Below are 20,002 nucleotides of genomic sequence, written 5' to 3' on the forward strand. Positions count from 1 at the left end.
CCTGTTAGATTCCATATTGAATTCTCTTAACGGAGATGTCCAGATTTAATTCTAGCAGCAATAACGCCTCCGAAATCCGCTAAACTTGTTAGACATGGCGTCTCGAGCCAAATAACGGTTTCGGACACCGTTAAGGCTCACACAAGGTTTTCCGCATACCAGACTGGTTTGCTTGAAATCGTTAGGGAAAAAGCGGATAACCATAAGAAAAACTCCTATCGGAGTAATTCGAAGATGAGCGACCGCGTAAAGCGGAAGTTTTTATCGCCAGTCAGAAAGCTCAATTCGCAAAGCGAATTTTAAACTTTCTGACATAATAAAAAGCCGTCCCCCAAGCACAATAATCTGCTTGAGAGACGGCCTCCGAGTTTCTATTTTCATTGCCCTAATCGGGAAGAAAGCATCTTCGTATACAGACCCAACGCTTCCTTCAGCCACTTGGCCTGTTCCAAAGTCAGCTCGATGCTCTCGCTGCAGCCCTGTCCGTCGCTTTGGCAAAGCCACAGCGGATGCAGCGCCTCCGCCGACTCATCCAAGGTGGCGTAGTTGAGCTCCAAGGTGAGATTGCCGTTCCTGCAAGCGGGAAGCACTTCATTCGCCTCCTACTTCACATTGATAGCGGTCACTTGGAGCCCTTGCAGCGGCACGGCTCCGCCGCAAGGCCGACTCACGAGCACCTTCGCCGTTTCGCCGGGCATCAGATCGAAGAAGTTGTCGCTAAACCGCACATTGCCCTGCGGCAGATCGATCGTCACCATCCTCGCCATGCCGCCGATTGCCGTAACGCTCACGCTCTGCTCCTGCTCATTGACCACTATCTTCAAACTCGCAGCCGGAAGCCGCAAATCCTTCTGGTCGCACAAATAAGCGGTATTCGCAGGCGCCTCAAAGCCCTCGGCCGTCAGCTTGACGACAACGTCATCCGCCGGCTTGCCTGCCAGTGCCTCCGTCTCGCTCAGCTCGCCGACCTGCACCGCCCCGTTTGACGGAACCTCCGCCGGGAACGACCGCGCATACAGCTCATTGCCGTAAAAATCCAGCACCTGCAGCCGCACAGAGCCCCGATAGCTCTCGATCCGGTCGTTGACGACCCAGACCGCAAGCCGTCCCTGCTCCGGCTCATAGTCCAGCGACAGCAGCACCGGGTGGTAAAACCTCTTCGCATAATGATACGACGCCTTCGGCAGCAGCTCGTAGTCGATCAGCGACCAGCTCGTCCCCGGCCAGCTGTCATTCAGCTGCCATACCAGCGAGCCGCTCGTCCGCTTCTTGTTGCGCCGATAGTGCTCGATGCCGAACTTCAAGCCCTCGGCCTGCGTCAGCATCGAGAACTTCATGTACTGCTCGATATCCTGAGGGATGCCGGTGTACCCCTCCATCAGCAGAATGCCCTTCTGATGCGCGGTATCTTTATTGCGGTACGCCATCTCCGCCGAGCCCCAATAAAATTCCCCGGCCGGTATATGCCGCTGCAGCGTATACCGGTTGGCCGAAGCGTGCATGCCGAACTCCGAGCTGAACAGCGTAAAGTCCTTCTTGTAGTTCTTGAACGTCACGCCTTCTATGCTGTAATCGAGGATCGGCGCCTCGCCGGATTTGCGCGGGTAGACGGACCCGTGCCATACCTGCCAATTATGCCGGTCGCCGGCATCGGGATCGTTGGCGTCATTGCCCCCGAACGGCGATGACGGCCAGTAAGGACGGCTGTCGTCCAGTTCCTCCAGCACCTCCGGAATGAGCTCGTGATAGATCCGCTCCCCATAGAACGGACATGTGATATCCCCGCCGGATGTCTTCATATCGTACAGCCAGTCGATTTCGTTGTTGCCGCACCATAGCGCAAGACAAGCGTGGTTCCGCAGCCGCTTCACGTTATAGACGACTTCCCGGCGTACGTTCTCCATAAAGTCGCGGTTGAAGTCCGGGAACAGCGCATTCGCGAAGGCAAAATCCTGCCATACGAGCACGCCGAGCCGGTCGCATTCCCGGAAAAATATATCCTTCTCGTATATCCCTCCGGCCCAAACACGCAGCATATTCATATTCGCTTCGACGGACAGCTCGATCAAATCCGTATACCGCCGATCCGGTGCGGCCCCGATCATATTGTCGACCGGAATCCAGTTGGCCCCTTTGGCGAACAGCTTCACCCCGTTCAGGACGAACGCGAACGCCGGACGGCCTTGCTCGTCCTCCAGCTGCAGCTCGATCGTCCGAATACCGAAGTCCTGCTCGAACCTATCCACGACCTCCTCGTCGGACAGCAGCTCGACGATGAGCCTGTACAGCTCAGGCTGCCCGAGGTCATGCGTCCACCACAGCTTCGGCTCTGTGACCATCAGATCGGCAGAAGCGACAGCTGCTCCGCCGGCCCCAACCGGAATGCGCGCCGACGCCGCCTGTTCCCCTCCGGGCGCCACGAGGCGAACCTCGCAGGCCGTCGCCCGCTTGCGCTCATAACGCTTCACCTCGATATCGACGCGAACCGTGGCCTGCTCCGCCGCCTGCTCTACGGTCCTTGCATATACGCTGTCCAGCTTGGCATAGCGGTAGCGCACCAATCGAACGCCGCCCCAGATGCCGACGGTTACGATGCGCGGCCCCCAATCCCAGCCGAAATTCATCGCCGCTTTGCGGACCCAGGGCCGCTCCTTCGTATAAGAGGACCATTGGAGCTGCTCCTTGTCACGGTTATGCAGCCGCAGCGGATCGAGCTTGACCGCAATCGTATTCTTGCCGTTCTTCACGATTCTCGTCACGTCGAAGGTATGGCCCATTAGCGCATTGCTCGTCGTCCCGATCTCCAATCCGTTGACGAACACGGTCGCGAACGTATCGAGGCCCTCGAAGATCAGCTCATGCTTCTCTTCTTTATCCCCTAGCCGATACTCGAACTGTGTGCGGTACCACCACTCTTTGTCCTCGATCCAGCGGGATTTGAGATCGTTATGTCCGAAGTACGGATTGTCGATCACCTTCCGCTCCACAAGCGCCGAATGAATGTCGCCCGGCACCTTCGCCGTCATCCAGAACCGGTCGTCCAGCCCGGGCGCCGCCAGCTCGAGCGGCCGCTTCTCTCCCGCTTCCACATGATGAATTCTCCACAAGCCATTCAGCTCCATCTGTAGTCCTCTCCCACATTAACGTTATTCTTCCCGTGCCGGCTCCGCGTGAAGCGGGTCGCTGCGGTACTCGCTCGGCGTCTTCCCCGTAAATTTCTTAAACAGCTGACCGAAATATTTGACATCCTCATAGCCGAGCTTCTGGGCGATTTCACTGATCTTGGCCGGGGATGCGGCCAGCAGCGCTTTAGCCCGGGCGATCTTCTGCCGGGTCACATAGTCGCCGAACGTCATCCCCGTCTCCTTCTTAAATACCTCGCTCAGGTGGCTCGGATGAAGGTGAACTTGTCTCGCTACGTGCTGAAGACCAACATCGTCTTCCAGGTTCTGTTCAATATACGTCATGGCCTTCCGGACATGGGTCGTCTGCCCGTCCGCCAGACGGTTATGATACAGCTTCATGATCGCATGCAGATACCGGAACAGGTCTTCCTGCGGCAAGCCGGAGACCGCAGCGGCCTGAATGGAGCCGTCGTCTACAGCGGCTTCCCGCCCTGTCATCGCCAGCACACGGCGCAGCCAGCGAACCCCGCTTTCCTCCGCCGAACGCAAAGACGCCTGCAGCGAATCGACGGTCATCTGCGGGTCCTCCAGCCTCGTCTGCACATAGCGCTGCGCCCAGCTCCGCAGCGCGATCGGGTCGTTCTGCAGCAGAATGGCGGCCAGCTCTTGCTCGTCGGTCTCATTACAGATGCTCGAGCCGCCCCTGCGATGCTCGATTTGGTCGTAGGTCCATACGGCTTCGGGCAGCAGTCCCCGGTAACGAAACGCCTGCTCCGCCGTTTCATAAGATTGATGCAGCTGTTCCGGCTTCGCAACAAGCCTGCCTCCGGCAGCCGTTAATCGGCATCTTAGCAGATTCTCGATTTGCCCGATCATGCTGCGGGACGGCATCCCGGAATCAAGACCTTCCCGGGTGCGGACGACGGCGACGATCTTATTTTTCAAGAGCAAGGTTTCGCATACCATCAGCTCATTCAGCATATTGTCCACGGCGAACAGCAGAAGCTCGGACTTGTGCGTCTCCCCCCAGCCTTCCGCGCAGACGATGATAACCCGGTACCCGTTATGCGGTTCCGTACCGGAAAACAATCTCACGAGTGCAGTCGACAGCAGCTGCATATCGGCGCCGCCCGAGCCGCCCTGCATGACGAGACGTTCGAACAGCCGGTTGCGCGCCTCCCGGTTGCGCTGGAAATCGTGGCTGACCGCGGCCCACTTCTCTTCGACGCGCCGCTTGGCGGCCAGCACCGTCTTGACGATTTCCTCCGGCCTGCTCGTCTTCAGCAAATAATCGCCAACCTGCTGGCGGATCGCCTGCTGCGTATAGGTAAAATCGTCATAGCCCGATAGGATGACGACCTCCAGGTCCGGAAGCATCTCCCTCGCCTCTTCCGCCAGCTGCAGCCCCGTCTTGCCGGACATCCGGATATCCGTCAGCAGAATATGGGGGCGCTCATTCGGCATACGCTCCAAAGCTTCTTCGGCGGACTCCGCGGGCTCAAGCAGCTCAAGGCCGTACTCCTCCCATTTGATGACCTGGGCCAGCCCTGTCCGGATGATCACTTCGTCGTCAACGATCATGATTTTCATAGCTTCCCTCCAACATCGGGATCGAGAATGAAATCCGGGTTCCCGCCTGCAGCTCGCTGTCGATCGTGAGTCCGAACTGCGGACCGTAGTGAAGCCGCAGCCGCTCATGCACATTGCGCAGCCCGTAGCTGCTGCCTTCGCGCTCGAACTGCTCGTCCGTCAGCTCCAGCTGCGCGCGCACCCGCTCCAGCTGCTCCTGCGTCATGCCGATGCCGGTATCCTGCACCAGGAAATGGATGTACGTTCCGACCCGCTCCACATACACCGTGATTTTTCCTAGTCCGGGCTTCTTCTGAATGCCGTGAATCATCGCGTTCTCGACCAGCGGCTGAAGCAGCAGCTTGAGCATCGTCGCCTCTTGAATCGTCGGATCGACGACATATTCCAGCTCAAACTTGTCCGGATAACGAATCGACTGGACCTGCGTATAGTTCTTAATGTGGGCTAGCTCCTGATGCACCGTACAGAAGTCTTTGCCCTTGTTCAGGCTGAAGCGGAGAAACTCGCTTAGCGCCCCGACCATGTCCGTGATCCGTTTCTCGCCCGTCATCAGCGAAATCCAATGAATCGACGATAGCGTATTGTACAGAAAATGCGGGTTAATCTGTGCCTGCAGCGCCCGCATATCCGCTTCCTTCTTACGGGTCTCGTTCTGAATGAGCTGCTCCTTCAGGCGGGCGATGTGCATCCCCAGGCGATTGTAGCTGGCGGCGAGCCGTCCGACTTCGTCTGGCGAGTCCAGCGGATATTGCGGAAGCGGCTGGTCCGGATCGACACGGCCAAGCAGCCGGGTCAGCACCGTTAGAGGCTTCGTCACCCGCTGCACGAAAATCAGCACCATGACGCCGGTCGCCGCAACCGCGATTACGATAGCGAGTACGGTCAGCAATAAAATGTATTGATTCTGCGAGCCGTATTGCCGGTACGGCAGCACCTGAAGCAGCGTCCAGCCTGCTTGCGGCGCCTTGTAGAACAGAACGGTTTTCTTGCCCGCACCTTCCCCGTAGGTGACCGAACCGGAGCGCCCCGGTCCCAGCCGGCTCGTAATCCCGGCCAGCAGCGACTCGATCGGCCGGCTCAGCCATGTCTTATCCGTAGAGGAAAGAATGTCCCCCTTCTCGTTCACAAGGGCAAACGTGCTTTGGGCTCCGCTCCCGGAGGGATCCGCCCAGTAGCGCGATATCATCTTCTCGTCCAAGCTGATCGCCAGCCATCCTACCGTCTGATACGTGCCGATCGCGCGCAGGGGGCGGACGAAGGAGAGCACCTCGGACTGTCCGGCATACGTCGTAATCGGATACAGCCCGGTCCACAGCTTGCCCTCCACCTGCGACATATCGAATTGCCGCGGCAGCGCCGATTGATAAATATTAGCCGTCGAGACGGCGCTTATCGAATTCCTCGGATAGATTGTGATGTCCGCGATATACCTCTTGGAACTGGCCAGCGTAGACATCAGCCCGAGAATGCGCGCACGCATCGCCTCATCCTCCACATTCCCGCTCAGCCACGTCTGCACATCGCTGAGGCCGATCAGGAAGATGGAAATATTCTCAACGTCCTGAAGCATGAAGCTGACGTTCCCTTCGATCTGGCGAAGGGTATCGATGCCCGCCTGCTTCGCATTGCTCTCGGTGATCCGTGAAGAAAGGATGAAGCTTAACCCCCCAAGCAGCAGCAAAGGGATGATCGTAGCGACCAGCATGGCGAGCGACAGCCTTCTTCGCAAAGAGCTCCTGAGCCATTGTCCCATTCGATACATCCCCTTGTCCGGTTATCCTTTGACGGCTCCGGCCGTCATCCCCTTCATTACCTGTTCCTGGAATATCAAGTATACCAAGATGGTCGGAATCACAGCAATCGTCATCGCCGCAAGCGTCAGGCTGTAATCCGTAGCGAAACCGTCGGCGAACGTGGCGACGCTGAGCGGCAGCGTCTTGAGCGCCGATTTGCTGATGAACACCAGCGAGAAGGAATAATCATTCCAGAAGTGCAGGAAGCTGATGATTCCTACGGTCGACAGCGCCGGGGTCGAGACCGGCAGCATAATGCGGAAGAACACGCCCCACAGCCCGCTGCCGTCCATGTAAGCCGCTTCTTCGATTTCTTTAGGGAATGTGACCAAATAAGCAGTCAGGATGAAAATCGCCGTCGGCAGCGCAAACGCCACGTAAGGCAGAACGAGCGCCGCATACGTATTCAGGATCGACAGCTGCTTCATCAGGATGAACAGCGGCACCAGCGTGCTGTGCATCGGAATCAGCATGCCGACGACGAAGAAGCCCATGACGAAGCCCTTCAGCTTGAAATTGAACCGCGCCAAAATATACGAGGACAGCGCCGAGATTACCAGCGTCAGCGCAAGCGACACCAGGGAGACGATCGCCGAGTTCATAAACGCCCTTCCCATCTTGGACGTATCCCAGGCACGGGTGAAGTTGGACCACTGTAGTACGGCGGGGAAGCCGAACGGGCGGTTCATGAATTCGACGTTCGTCTTGAATGCGCTGATGAACAGCCAGAACAGCGGGTAGATCGTGAGCAGGCCGTATACCGCCAGTAGCAGCAGGACAACGCCTTCCTTCCATTTTCGCTCCCGAAGGCCGCCCTTCTGCGAAACGACCCGGGGACGCGTAACCGTAACATTGCTCATGTGAAGCTCCTCCTTCCTTACAATTTGGCCGCTCTATTCGAGAGCCATTGGCTCGTTCCGATAAAGATCAGGCTGATCAGGACGATTGACGTGGAGATGGCGCTGCCGAAGCCGTACCGGTATACGGTAAACGTGGAATTGTACATGTAGGTAGCAAGCAGCTCGGTAGCGTGAGCCGGGCCGCCCTTGGTCATTACGTACACCAGATCGAATGATTTCAAGCTGCCCGAGATGCAGAGGATGATCGCCACCTGCACCGTGCTCCAAATCATCGGCAGCGTCACGGAGAACAGCTTGCGTGCGCCGGTGGCTCCGTCGAGCAGCGCCGCATCGTGAATGTCGCCGGGGATGTTCTGGAATGCCGACGAGAAAATGATCAGGTACAGGCCGACGAAGCTCCAGACGAGCGGAGGCACCATCGAGAAGATCGCGATGCGCTCATCGGACAGCCACTGCAGCTTCCAGCTGCCGAGCTGGAGATAATCGAGCAGAAAATTCAGAATGCCGATCTGCGGGTGATAAATGTACTGCCAGATCATACCGATGATGACGGACGATAAAACCATCGGAATGAAGATAGCCGAGCGGAGGAAACGCTGCAGCATATTGTTCTTATGCAGGACAATGGCCAGGATGAGCGCGATCGGGATTTGTCCGAATACGGAGGCCAGAACGAAGACGACGTTGTTTTTGAGCGCCCGCCAAAACACCGAATCGTGAAAAATTTCAACGTAATTCTTGAGGCCGATGAACTTCATCGCCCCCATGCCGTTCCAGTTAAAGAAACCGTAGTAGGCGGACCAGATCACCGGAACGAACACGAAGAGCGTATAGATCAACAGTGCAGGCAAGAGGCCTGCGATCAGAAACCGCCGGATGTGTCCTGCTGTCATGGTCTCACAGCCTTTCTAAATAATGAGCCCTCCGTGAGGAGGGCTTGGATGAGAGCTCTTACTTGCCCAGCGCTCCGGCTTGGGCGTCCTGGATCTTCTTGGCGATCGCTTCCGCGCTGCCGCCGCTGAGCAGCTCCTGCAAACCGTTGTTGACCGCGTCGACAGCCGCGGAGCTCAGCTTGGAATCGTATACCGGGGAAATCTTCGTATTCTTCATCAGCTCATACAGCTCGGCGAACAGCGGATGCGCCTTGGACTTGTCGAGCTCGATCTTGTAGCTGACAAGCGTGGAGCTCTCCAGCGTAGCCTTCTGGCCTTCCGGACCGGACAGTGCATAGAGCAGCTCCATCGCTGCGTCCTTCTTCGCGCCGATTACTTTCTTGCTGACGCCCATTCCGGTACCGACAACGCCGGCCGTCTTCTGCGCTTCGCCCTTGCCGCCTTCAATCGCAGGCAAAATCGTCAGGTGCGTCGTGGCGAGGATTTCCGGCGGAGCCGTCTTGACCATGTTCGCTACCGCCCATCCGCCGTCGATGAACATTGCGGCCTTGCCCTGGTTGAACAGCTGCTGCATCTGGTTCTCGTCGATGCTGTTGAAGCCGTCCTGGAACGCCTTCGCCTTGCCGAGATCCTGCAGCGTCTTCAGTGCCTGGACAAACTCCGGATCGGTAAATTTGGCGCCGTCTTGCGCAGCCGCTTTCAGGAACCAGTCCGTACCGGTAACCCGGTCGCCGACCGTACTGAAAATCGTCGATTGCGCAACCCAGTTCGCCTTGTTGCCTAGCGCGATCGGAATGATATTGTTCTTGTTAAACGTATCGACAGCCGCCATCAGCTCATTCCACGTCTTCGGCACCTTCACGCCGTACTTGTCGAAGATGGCCTGGTTATAGAACACAAATGAGCTTGGCGCCAGATTCATCGGAACGGAGTACGTTTTGCCTTCGACCGTGAAGCCGTCCAGCGCGTTCGGAATGAAGTTGCTTTTCCACTCCGGCTTGCTGTTCAGGAACTCGTCGATCGGCTGCAGCAGGTTTGCGCTAACGAATTCCTTCGTCATCGCATCCGGCCACATCACGAACATGTCCGGCATTTCGTCCGCCGCCGCTGCCGTCCGCAGGCGTGTCTTCAGCCCGTCCGTCGGCAGCGCTTCGACCTGCAGATCGACGTTCGGGTGCGACGCCTTGAAGTCGTCGAGGATTTTTCTCATCGCAACGGCCTTGGCATCCTGCCCCGACCAGTTGTTCCATACCGTAAGCGTTACTTTCTCTTGGCCGCTCGCCGCACCGGACGAGCCTGCGGCGCCTTCGGACTGCTCGCCCGCCCCGCAGCCTGCCAGCAAGCCGGCGGCCAAGGCGGCGGAGAGACCTGCTCTATATATCTTCTTCATCTTGTTATCCTCCTCTGGGCATTCAAGTGGTTACGTTCTCATTGTAGAGGGTGCGCTCCGGTTCGGTAAGGGGACGATCATCGGCACCAGGGTAGAAAAATATCGGCTTGGTTCGGATCCACGTTTGACCGGCCTGCCCGGTTATGAGATTAGCCGGGGTTTGCCCCGGGGATGCCGGGGTTGCCGGGAGAGCCGGCTCGGCCGGGCGAGCCGGACTAGCGGCTCTCCAGCTCCAGCCAGTTTTTCCGGATCAGCTTCCGATACCAGTAATAGCTCTCCTTCGGCGTGCGCTTCAGGGTGCGGTAGTCGACGTGGACGAGTCCGAAGCGGCACGAATAGCCGAATGCCCACTCGAAATTGTCCATAAGCGACCACGTCAGATATCCCTTCAGGTTCACCCCCGATTCGATGGCGCGTCCCAGCTCGGCGATATGATTTTGCAGGAAAGCGATTCGCCGCCCATCGTCGACCTTGCCGTCCACCACCTCGTCATTGAAGCACGCCCCGTTCTCCGTAATGTAGATCGGGATGCTGCCGTAATGATCCGTGATCCAATTCAGCATCAGGTACAGGCCTTCGGGGAAAATGAACCAGCCCTTGTCCGACTTCTCATAGCCAAGGTCGACGTGCTCGAGATCGAGATAATTGTTGCCCGGCTTGCTGCGGACGATATTGCCGCCGTAGAAATTCAGACCGAGGAAATCGATCGGCTCGGCGATAAGCTCCATGTCGCCCGGAAGGATGTCCGGCTCGGCTCCCTTCGTCTGGAACCACGCCTTCATCCGGTCCGGATACGTGCCCTTGAACACCGGCTCGACAAACCAGTTGTAAATGGAGAAGGCACGATAAGCCGCATCCACATCGTCCTGCTTGCGGGAGAACGGCTCGTACCAGTACATGTCCGGGGCATAGCCGATCTGCCCTTGGGTGCCAAGCTCGCGGAACTTGCGAACAGTAAGACCATGCGCTACCAGAACATGGTGGGCAACCTGAAGGGCCGACGGCCAGCTGCGGATGCCCGGAGCATGGCGGCCGAGCAGGTGGCCGTTAATGGCGATGCACCACGGCTCGTTGAACGTCATCCAGTGCTTGATCATGCCGTCAAATTCGCGGAACATCGTCTCGGCAAACCGCACGAACGCATCGATCGTGCCGCGGCTCTCCCAGCCGCCCTTCTCCTGAAGCGCCTGCGGCAGCTCCCAGTGATACAACGTGCAGAACGGCTCGATCCCGTTCTCCAGCAGCTTCGCGACGAAGCGTTTGTAATGCTCGATGCCCTTCGGGTTGATTGGCCCGTCGCCCTGAGGGTAAATGCGCGGCCAAGACACGGAGAACCGGTATGCCTTCACGCCCAGCTCCTTCATGAGCGCGATATCTTCCTCGTAGCGGTGATAGCTGTCGCAGGCGACCTCCGCGTCGTCGCCGTTCCAGATCCGGCCCGGTATGGCAGCCAGTTCGTCCCAAATGCTCGGCCCGCGTCCGTCCTCCTGCAAAGCTCCTTCTATTTGATAAGCCGAAGTGGATACGCCCCATACGAAATCGGGCGGGAAAGAAACGATCGTGCTCATCATCGTCAGCTCCTTAATGAATTCTTATCAGGGACTAACTTTACCATAGCGGACTCGGCAGACAGGGTAGAAAATCATCGGCTTTACGGAGGGGAAATTTAGGCAGTTTATTGGCCTTGTCCAGCACGCTCTTGATGTGCTCCGGAGGCAGCGTCGACATGTCCGGGTGACTCCACAACCTAAATTGAAGCATGATTGCTTGTAATGGTTGCTTGTAATGGTTGCTTATAATGTTTGGCTTGTAGCGGTTACTTTTGGTGATTGCTTATTGCTTGTAGCGGTTGCTTGTAGTGGTTGAATATGTAAGCCTGCAAATATACAGGAATCTATTGAGCGGAATTGTTTATTGCGGTTCGTTGGTGCAAAAATGCAGGCTTCTGAACCCGAAACGACCTCTCTCACGCAATTCACAGAATATTACTGTACTTCCTGCATGCATTCCTTCCATAGGGCTCGAGTTAGAGCACTATTCCTGCACTATTGCATTCACCTTAGCTCGAAGAATTATTCCACGACGAATGTGGCAAGGCAACCGCGCTGCAGCGTCCGTAAGGGCATGCCATCCCCGCTGAGAATGGCAGACCTGCGCACAAGGATAGCCCCCTTGTCGCCCTAAACTGACGAGCGCGTTTACGGCGTTATGCCGGCTGTGAAACGTGGTGCCAGCCCCTCGGCTTCGATCCTCCAGCTTAACGCCACGGCGTTATGCCGGCTGTGAAACGTGGTGCCAGCCCCTCGGCTTCGATCCCCCCAGTTAACGCCACCTCAGCTAACCGGAGCATATACAGCAAAATATTCCCACGGAAAGCAAAAAAAAAGACGCCGGTTCCCCGGCGCCCTTCCTGCAAAACGTTACAATTTAAACTTCTCCACAATCTCCTTCAGCGCTTCCGCGTTCGAAATGCTCTCCTTCGTTTTCCGTTCCGCGAGCTCGGCAAGGGATACGTTCTCCGCCGTCGAAGCGGCGATTTCGTTAATCCCCTTAGCGCTGCTGTCCACCGTCGTTGCGGTTCCTTTGACCGAGCTGCTGATTTGGCCAAGCGCCTCCTCCAAACGGTTCGACAACGATTGAATGTTGGCCATCATCGCCGATATGGTCGTCGCATCGGAATTGTATTTTTCGCTGCTGGCAATAAACTTGCTGTAATCGTTTCGAATATCCTTATCCAGCAGCATTAGCATCGTCTCGGAGCTGCTCGTCATGTTGCCTACCGCCGTATTGACTTCCGCCACGATCTTCTGAATATTGGCTGCCGTGTTCGACGACTGTTCCGCCAGCTTCCTGATTTCCCCCGCCACTACGGCAAAGCCCCGACCGGCTTCTCCAGCTCTTGCCGCTTCGATCGCCGCATTCAGAGCCAGAAGATTCGTTTGGGAAGTGATTCCCAGGATGACGTCGGCCAGTGCATTAATATTTTCCACGGTTTTCGAGTGTTCGATGGCATGCTCCATCTTCACTTTCACATCATCGTATATCCCGTTGGTACGGTTCGTCGACTGTTCCGCATCCGCTTTCAGCTCATGCGCTTTCTGAATGATTTCCGCTGACAGCTGAGATCCTTGATTCACCTTGCTGGAGATATCCGACATTAACGCGACGACCTCCGTTACCGAGCGGGAGATCGCCTCCGCAGAAGCCGCCGTCTGGGCCATCCCCGCCGATAGCTCCTCGGTTACCGCCGAGCTTTCGTTGGAGTTCGTATATACCGTGTCAATGAAGGAACTGACCTCGTCCGTGTTTTTGCTGATTTGCTCGGACGACCGCTTCAGCAAATCGACCATCGAGCGCAGCGCCTCCCGCATCTCCATCATCGACCTGGACATCTCTCCCGTCTCATCCCGGTTCTTAAGGAGCTTGGCGTATGAGGCATCCTCCGTCAGATCGAGCCCGGCCGTTTTGTTGATCAAGCGCGTGACCATGGAAATAGAGGAAGCGATGTTATGGGAAACCATGTAGACGACGACTGCCGCCGCCAGCAAAATGATCAGCCCGACCAGCAGCAAGTAAGCAGCCATCCCTTTGGCGGAGCTTTTCAGATCGGAAACATCCAGCGAGAGAATGAGCGCCCATTTCGTTCTGGGAATGGAGGACACGATCGCAATCCGCTCCACCCCGTTCTCCGTGTAAGTGATGGAGGAAACCGGAATGGCCCCTTCGGCCTTCACCTTTTCGGCTATTTGTTTGAACGTTTCCGTTTCTGCGGGCTTCCCGATCAGCGATTTATCGGCATTATAGATATAGTTGGCCTTCTCGTCGATGAGAACGGCTTGGCTGGTTTTCGACTCGCCGAGCTTTAAAGTGCTCAAATACGAGGCCATGCTTTCAGCGTAAATCGACGTGCCGATATAGCCCAAAATCTTGTCGCCATTCTTCTCCATGATCGGATGGGTAATAACGACAATCTGCGTGTTCGTCGATTTGGAGGTTAATGTCTCGCTAATTTGCCCTTGCTTGGATTGGATCGTCGCAACGTTATAGCTCCGTTCCTTCAAGCTTGCGCCGATCAAGCTTTTATCCGTATTGCTGACCATCGTCCCGTCTTTATTGACAATAAATATCCGTTCCAGGTTTTTCTTGCCTTCCGAATATTTAACCAGCATATTATAGACAGCATCGGCATCCTTACCGGAAGTCAACAGGTTCTGTACCTCCGCAGTCGATGTTAAATAACTCGGCAAGAGGGTTTCTTTATCCAACAAACCGGATATGACGTTGACTTGGCTGGAGACGGTATCCAACGCCGCAGTTTGGGCCTGCTTCTCAAGCGTTTCGCCTACCTTGAGATTGACTAATACCCCCGAGGCTGCAATAGAAACGATTAGTATTCCCAGAAATACAGCCAACAATTTTTGTCTGATGCCGAACCGGATGAACCTCCGGCTTGCCTTACCTTTTTTTCCGCTGAACATGGTGTCCTCCCTTTAGGTCTGCTCTTGCTGCCTATTAATTAATATAGCGATGATGAAGCGCTGTGACTCCCTCCTGCCAGAAGTTACTTATTCAAATTTACACATTCTTCACATATCGATTGAATACCTCCCAATTTGTATACATCAATCGACAAATTTCGCGAACCCTAGGCATTCTTTAACGGGCATCCGGATTACGGCGTCAAGGTCTTGCCGGCGGCCCCGAACGGGACAATCCCTACACAAAGCAAAACGCCGCCCGCGGCCCCTACGGGAGCAGCGAGACGGCGTTTGCCCTCTTCTATCTATGAAAAGAAACGAATATTACCCAGCCCCGACCTGATTCCTGCGAATCAGCAAAACATAACACAGCACGGAGCTGAGCGAGGTAGCCGCAATGAGCACCCCCAAAGGCAGGGCCGTATGGCCGCCGCCGATGCCCGCAAGCGGGGACGTCACCGCACCGAACAGGAGCGACAGTACCCCGAGCAGAGCCGCCGCGCTGCCCGCCGTCTTCGCCTGGTTCTGCAGGGCGAGCGACGAGCTGGTCGGGCCGACGACGCCAACGCTGGACACGATGAGGAAGAAGGCCGGCCATACACCGCCTAGTCCGCCCCCGGCAAGCAGCGTGCCGAGCAGCAGCAAGCCGCCGACCGCAGCAAGGATATATCCGCTGACGAGCAGCTTGATCTCGGCCACTCTTCCTACCAGCTTCCCCGTCACCTGCGAGGCCAGCACGAAGCCGAGACCATTCACTGCGAAGATCAGGCTGTAGAACTGCGGGGAAACGCCGAAAATATTTTGCAGAACGAATGAAGACCCCGATAAATAAGCGAATAATGCAGCCGTCACGAAGCCGGACGAGAGCGCATACCCCATAAACACCCGATCCCGAAGCAGCGTCCCGAACACCGCTGCCGTTTGCCCGACTCCCCCGCCGGAGCGCCGATGCGCCGGCAGCGTCTCGCGCAGCCCGAGCAGCACCGCAAGGAACATCACGACACCCACCGCGCCGAGTACAATAAACACACCGCGCCAAGACGTGAACCGCAGCAGCTGGCCGCCAATGATCGGCGCGATAATCGGCCCCGCTCCGTTAACGATCATCAAGAGCGTGAAAAATTTCGTAAGCTCCGTACCGGAAAATAAATCACGCACCACAGCCCGCGAAACGACCATCCCCGCAGCGCCGGCCAATCCTTGTAAGGCCCGCAGCCCGATCAGCCACCAAATGTCGGAGCTGAACGCAATGCAAACCGAGCAAACCGCGTAGAGAGCCAAGCCGACCAGCATCGGCGTCTTCCGGCCCCGCATGTCGCTGATCGGGCCGGCCAGCAGCTGTCCGACCACAAGTCCGATTAGATAGAGCGTTAAACTAAGCTGGACGGATGATTCCGTTGTTCGAAACTCCGTAACGATGGAAGGCAGCGCCGGCAAATACATATCGATCGTTAGCGGCCCCATCATTGCCAGAGAGCCCAGAATGGCCACCAGCCCGGCCTTAGACTGCCGCGGTTCGGACCGGACCGGCAGCTGTTTCTCGTCATTCATTACCGTTCACCTCAGCTTTATTCTTGATGCGATATAATTCAACTATTGTACTCATTTCGGCGGCATCGGTAAATAGCGGATGGCGGCAAAAAAGACCGGGGTCTGCGATCCCGGTCTCTGCCTGCTTGCCTTATTAATAATTTTTCACCGTCAACTGATCCAGACTCTTGAACTCATACCCCTGCCGCCGCGCCTCGTCGATGATCGCCCCCATCGCGTCGGCGTTATCCTTCGAAACCGAATGCAGCAGAATGACGGCGCCCGGGTGGAGCTGATTCACCACTTGCGTGAACGCATACGACTTCCCGCGCTGGGCCTTCGTATCCCAGTCCTTATAGGCGATAGACCAGAATACGTTCGTGTAGCCGAGCTCCTTGGAAACCGCCAGTGTCCGTTCGTTGAAAATGCCCCGCGGCGTCCGCAAATACGCCATCCCCGTCTGTCCGGTCAGCGCTGCGACCGCCTCCTTCACCTTGTCCAGCTCGCTCTTGATGCGCTCCGGCGGCAGCGCCGACATGTCCGGGTGGCTCCATGAGTGATTTCCTACGATATGCCCCTCGGCCGCCATCCGCTTAACCAGCTCCGGCTGATCCTTTACATAATGCCCCGTAACGAAGAAGCACGCCGGCACTTGTTTCTCCTTCAGGACATCAAGAATTTGCGCCGTAAAGCCGTTCTCGTATCCGTTATCGAACGTCAGATACAGCTCCTTCTTGCCCGTATCCCCCAGGAAGATGGCGCCATGCTTCTCCAGCAAGCTCTGAAATCCTTCCCGCGCGATCGACGGCAGCTTGCCGTTCTTGCTCTTCGCAAAGCCGAAATGATACGGCTTGCCGCCTCCCGCCGCCTGGGCGGCAGCCTCGTCCGCTGCCGGTATGACACGGGACGAGAGCACCGGCATCAGACGTGTTTCGATCACAGACTTCATGCCTACGAAACCTAATACAAGCAGCACCGCCGCCGTCACCGCCGCGGCATACTGTATCATCCGCTTCATGCTGCGCTGTTCCTCCTTCGGAAATGGATGTTAGCTGGGAAAGTACCATGGCTTACTATTCCTCTCTTGCATGAAGGTTATGTGCGGACGGGAGCTAAAGTGCAAAAAGCGCCCCTGGGAAAGGAGCGCTTCGCTTACGAAATGGCGGTTAGACCGGAGGCGGCAGTGGTGGAAGATGTTCGATATAACGTGTAGACAAATATTGCAAGAGCAGGGTAAACACACCTCTTGCCGTGTCGATGGAACTCCCGAACGGATTCGGATTTTCATTCAAGTAGGCGAGCATCTTGCCGACCGTGATATGATCCGGGTCCGCCTCTGGCTGGGACGCCGCGATGCCGTCCAGCACAAGCTCCAGCTCGGCTTCCTGTATAATCGGGATCGCTGTACCGTCAAGCCCGGAGATGCCCTGGCCGTACATGTTCACCACCGCGCCCTCCGCGATCGTAACCGTTGTCGGGGCGTTTAACGTATCTTCAACGTAGTAGGCGTAAGTCTGGAGAATCAGCGTTCGCCGGTCTTCGCTCAGGAACACTTCCTCCGGATTGCTCCCACCATCGTACTTAATACTGTCACCATAGGCGTATGTGAGAAATTCCGGATCCAGCGGCTGATCGAAATAGATCGTAACCTCTTGAATGCGCGACTCGCCTTCCCTGTAATCGAAATACTGCGCTGTGGATGCATACATCGGCTTCGGTCCCGCCGTGTTGTCCGGCGCCGCGCCGCGGGTAATGGCGAGCGGAATAGTGGCGACTTCGGCGTAGCCGGCATAGTTATCCTTCACCACAATTTGAAACTCGTTCATGCCTGCAAATAAAGGAATATGATAGTAGAAGCTCCTGTCGTTGCTATCGACAATTTCATAGCTGTACCGGTAGCCGATCATATCCAGCTCGATGTCGACCGCATTCACCGTATTCGCCACTTCGTAGGCGAACGGCTCGTTCGGCTCTTTTGGCGAGATCGGCACGCCGTTCACCTTGACCAGAATTTGTTCGATGTAATTGCGATAGTCGCCAGGGGGATATTCCTCCAGGAATTTAGCTTTCTTCAGAGCGATTCCGCTGATCCCGGATTCGCCGTTCCCATACTGGCCCTCAACACCTCTCCCCCATGTGTAAAGCTCGTCGTCCGTGACAACAACACTATTCACATTCCGTGCTGAAATGTTCGACACAACGGGTACCGTAGACAAACCGAGATCTACAGGAATCGCATTCGGCTGATACGTCGAGGCATCCCGCAGCGTCATGGAGCCTTCCCCTTTTCCCCAGCCGTATACCGTTCCGTCGTTAATCAGCGCCAGACAATGCGAGAATCCGCAGCTAATCTGTTGGACCGGTCCCGGGAATCCACTCACTAGAACCGGCTCGGCGAAGTTATTGTCAGTCCCATCCAACCGGACCCCCCACTGATACACACGGCCGCTGCTTGTCAGAGCGGCGGCGCGCTGCTCGCCGGCGGCGATATCGACGATATACTCGCCTTCGGCAAGCTCGAACGGAATTTCTCTCGGCACAGGGTTCTTCATCGTCGTATCATTGGAGCCCAGTACACCGTACCGGTTATCTCCCCACGCATAGACGGCGCCGCTGACGGTCAGTGCCAGACTGGCGTCGCCGCCGGCTGCAATCTTGTCAACCGCCCCGTCAAAGCCGCTTACCTCGTAGACGGAAGACGTTACATCACCCGTAACGTCGGGATCGGCCCCCGTTTGTCCATAATAATTGAAGCCCCATGCAAAGACGCTTCCCGCAGCCGTTAGAGCTAGCGTATGCTCCCTGCCTGCGGCTACGGCTTCAACCCCCGATAATCCCGGCACCTGATTAAGTCCCGGGGCTGGGGCCGAATCGCCGATGCCAAGCTGCTTATTGTTGTTGCCGCCGGACGTCCACACCGTCCCATCAGAGCCCTTCACCAATGCTATGTGCACGTTGCCCAGCGTCAGATCCCTAATGTCGTTCTCAACTCTGGCATCAAATACCTTCTTAGGCGAGGTCACTCTCATATCGGTTTGCCCGGGAATCTGCTGATAATCATTCCCGCCCCATAAATAAGCATTGCCGTTGGTAGTGACGACGCCCGCCGTCGTTCCTGCCGAGGTAGGCAGCTTGGCGATGCCCACGCTGATTTCCGCTGCGGAAGCCCCATTCGTGGGCAGCAGCAACGAAGCTAGCAGTGCGAAGATGCCGAGCCCTATCGTTCCTTTCTTCATGCGTATCACCTTTCTGTCTCCTATACTGGTAGCTACTACTATATATCGGATACGCTTGTGAAGTCTGTTACATCGGCAACATTTTCTGCTGAAATTCATAGATGCGTAAACTTCCGGAACAAGATGGAATTGCCGGCCCCGGAACCGTTATAATGAAAAGGATGAAATAGGATTCAGGCCGGCCGTTGCCGTTGGCGGAAAGATCGGGCTGCTGCGGTATGCCGCAGAATGTCGGGCGGGCGGCTCAAGAAAATGAAGATGGTGGAGGCGGACTAGATGGGTTTCGGTTCTTTGGCACATTTGGGCGGCACTATGCCGTTGAAAGCGCTTGTGGAGCAGCTTGGCGGGTATGGGCTTGATTTTGTGCAGCTGGCTCTGGCAAAGGCGATCGGCGACATCGATACGAGCAACGGAAAGCTGAGCCCTGGGATGGCGAATACGATCGCGGAGCATTTCAACCGGCATGGCATGCGGGTCGGGGTGCTCGGCTGCTACATCGACATGATTCATCCGGACCCGGTGCGCCGGCGCCACGATTTGGATCGTTTCAAGGAGCATTTGCGTTATGCCCGCGACTTCGGCACGAGCATTGTCGCTACGGAGACAAGCTCGCTGACGACGTATCGGGACAGCGATCCGGAAGCGTACCTGGAGCGAGGGTGGCAGGTGCTGAAGCAGTCGGTGGAGGAGCTTGCCGAGGAAGCGGAGCGTTGGGGCGTCATTGTCGGCATTGAGCCGGTTGCCGTACATACCGTCAGCTCCCCGCAGCGGATGGCGCAGCTGCTCGAGGAAGTGCCGTCGAACAATATCGGCGTTGTGTTTGATCCGATTAACCTGCTGACGGCGGACAATTTTGCTCAGCGCGGCCAGATTGTGGACGATGCGTTCCGCTTGCTGCGGGATCGCATGGTGCTGGTGCATTTGAAGGATGCCCGCGTGGAAGGCGGACAGCTCATCGGCGGCAAGCCGGGCGACGGCGATTTCGATTACGCCGCGTTCTTGAAACGGCTGCAGCAGGAAAAGCCCCATATCGACGTATCGATCGAAAATACGGGGCCGGACGATATCGCCCGCATCGTAAACATGCTTCGGGCTGTTGTATAAGTA

13 protein-coding genes are annotated in these 20,002 nt (G+C 56.6%); 1 reads left to right on the plus strand and 12 read right to left on the minus strand.

What is annotated here, in order from left to right:
* Window positions 1-377: 377 nt before the first annotated feature.
* The 12 genes from ACFFK0_RS13410 to ACFFK0_RS13465 all read right to left on the minus strand — a co-directional run bounded on the left by ACFFK0_RS13410 (window position 378) and on the right by ACFFK0_RS13465 (window position 18,895).
* Window positions 378-590 (minus strand): hypothetical protein, encoded by a 213-nt coding sequence (locus ACFFK0_RS13410; RefSeq protein WP_377470755.1) that lies wholly within the window; start codon window positions 588-590, stop codon window positions 378-380.
* 12 nt (window positions 591-602) lie between these two features.
* Window positions 603-3,122, minus strand: coding sequence for a beta-mannosidase (locus tag ACFFK0_RS13415; protein WP_377470756.1), 2,520 nt, complete (start codon window positions 3,120-3,122; stop codon window positions 603-605).
* A gap of 24 nt (window positions 3,123-3,146) precedes the next feature.
* Window positions 3,147-4,715, minus strand: a complete 1,569-nt coding sequence (locus ACFFK0_RS13420; RefSeq protein WP_377470757.1) for a helix-turn-helix domain-containing protein — start codon at window positions 4,713-4,715, stop codon at window positions 3,147-3,149.
* A complete protein-coding gene (locus tag ACFFK0_RS13425) occupies window positions 4,696-6,468 on the minus strand; it encodes a cache domain-containing sensor histidine kinase (RefSeq protein WP_377470758.1) in 1,773 nt (590 codons plus the stop codon). The genes ACFFK0_RS13420 and ACFFK0_RS13425 overlap by 20 nt, the downstream gene beginning before the upstream one ends.
* Before the next feature lie 21 nt (window positions 6,469-6,489).
* Entirely contained in the window at window positions 6,490-7,368 is an 879-nt protein-coding gene (locus ACFFK0_RS13430) for a carbohydrate ABC transporter permease (protein WP_377470759.1), read from the minus strand.
* Between the two features lie 17 nt (window positions 7,369-7,385).
* The gene (locus ACFFK0_RS13435) at window positions 7,386-8,261 is read right to left on the minus strand and encodes a carbohydrate ABC transporter permease (protein WP_377470760.1); all 876 of its coding nucleotides are present in this window, start codon (window positions 8,259-8,261) and stop codon (window positions 7,386-7,388) included.
* Between the two features lie 58 nt (window positions 8,262-8,319).
* Window positions 8,320-9,651, minus strand: a complete 1,332-nt coding sequence (locus tag ACFFK0_RS13440; RefSeq protein ID WP_377470761.1) for an extracellular solute-binding protein — start codon at window positions 9,649-9,651, stop codon at window positions 8,320-8,322.
* A gap of 215 nt (window positions 9,652-9,866) precedes the next feature.
* Window positions 9,867-11,222: a GH1 family beta-glucosidase gene (locus ACFFK0_RS13445; protein WP_377470762.1), complete on the minus strand. Its 1,356-nt coding sequence runs from the start codon at window positions 11,220-11,222 to the stop codon at window positions 9,867-9,869.
* An 849-nt stretch (window positions 11,223-12,071) separates the two neighbouring features.
* Window positions 12,072-14,129 (minus strand): methyl-accepting chemotaxis protein, encoded by a 2,058-nt coding sequence (locus tag ACFFK0_RS13450; protein ID WP_377470763.1) that lies wholly within the window; start codon window positions 14,127-14,129, stop codon window positions 12,072-12,074.
* A gap of 324 nt (window positions 14,130-14,453) precedes the next feature.
* Complete coding sequence (locus ACFFK0_RS13455; protein WP_377470764.1) at window positions 14,454-15,680, minus strand: multidrug effflux MFS transporter; 1,227 nt, start codon at window positions 15,678-15,680, stop codon at window positions 14,454-14,456.
* A gap of 133 nt (window positions 15,681-15,813) precedes the next feature.
* A complete protein-coding gene (gene pdaA, locus ACFFK0_RS13460) occupies window positions 15,814-16,581 on the minus strand; it encodes a delta-lactam-biosynthetic de-N-acetylase (protein ID WP_377470824.1) in 768 nt (255 codons plus the stop codon).
* Window positions 16,582-16,825: 244 nt separating this feature from the next.
* Entirely contained in the window at window positions 16,826-18,895 is a 2,070-nt protein-coding gene (locus ACFFK0_RS13465; RefSeq protein WP_377470825.1) for an RCC1 domain-containing protein, read from the minus strand.
* A gap of 276 nt (window positions 18,896-19,171) precedes the next feature.
* On the opposite strand from ACFFK0_RS13465, the gene ACFFK0_RS13470 reads away from it, so the two are divergent.
* Window positions 19,172-19,999, plus strand: a complete 828-nt coding sequence (locus tag ACFFK0_RS13470; protein ID WP_377470765.1) for a sugar phosphate isomerase/epimerase family protein — start codon at window positions 19,172-19,174, stop codon at window positions 19,997-19,999.
* Window positions 20,000-20,002: the final 3 nt, after the last annotated feature.

The organism is Paenibacillus chartarius, from assembly GCF_042432825.1.
GTDB classification, from domain to species: Bacteria; Bacillota; Bacilli; order Paenibacillales; family NBRC-103111; genus Gordoniibacillus; species Gordoniibacillus chartarius.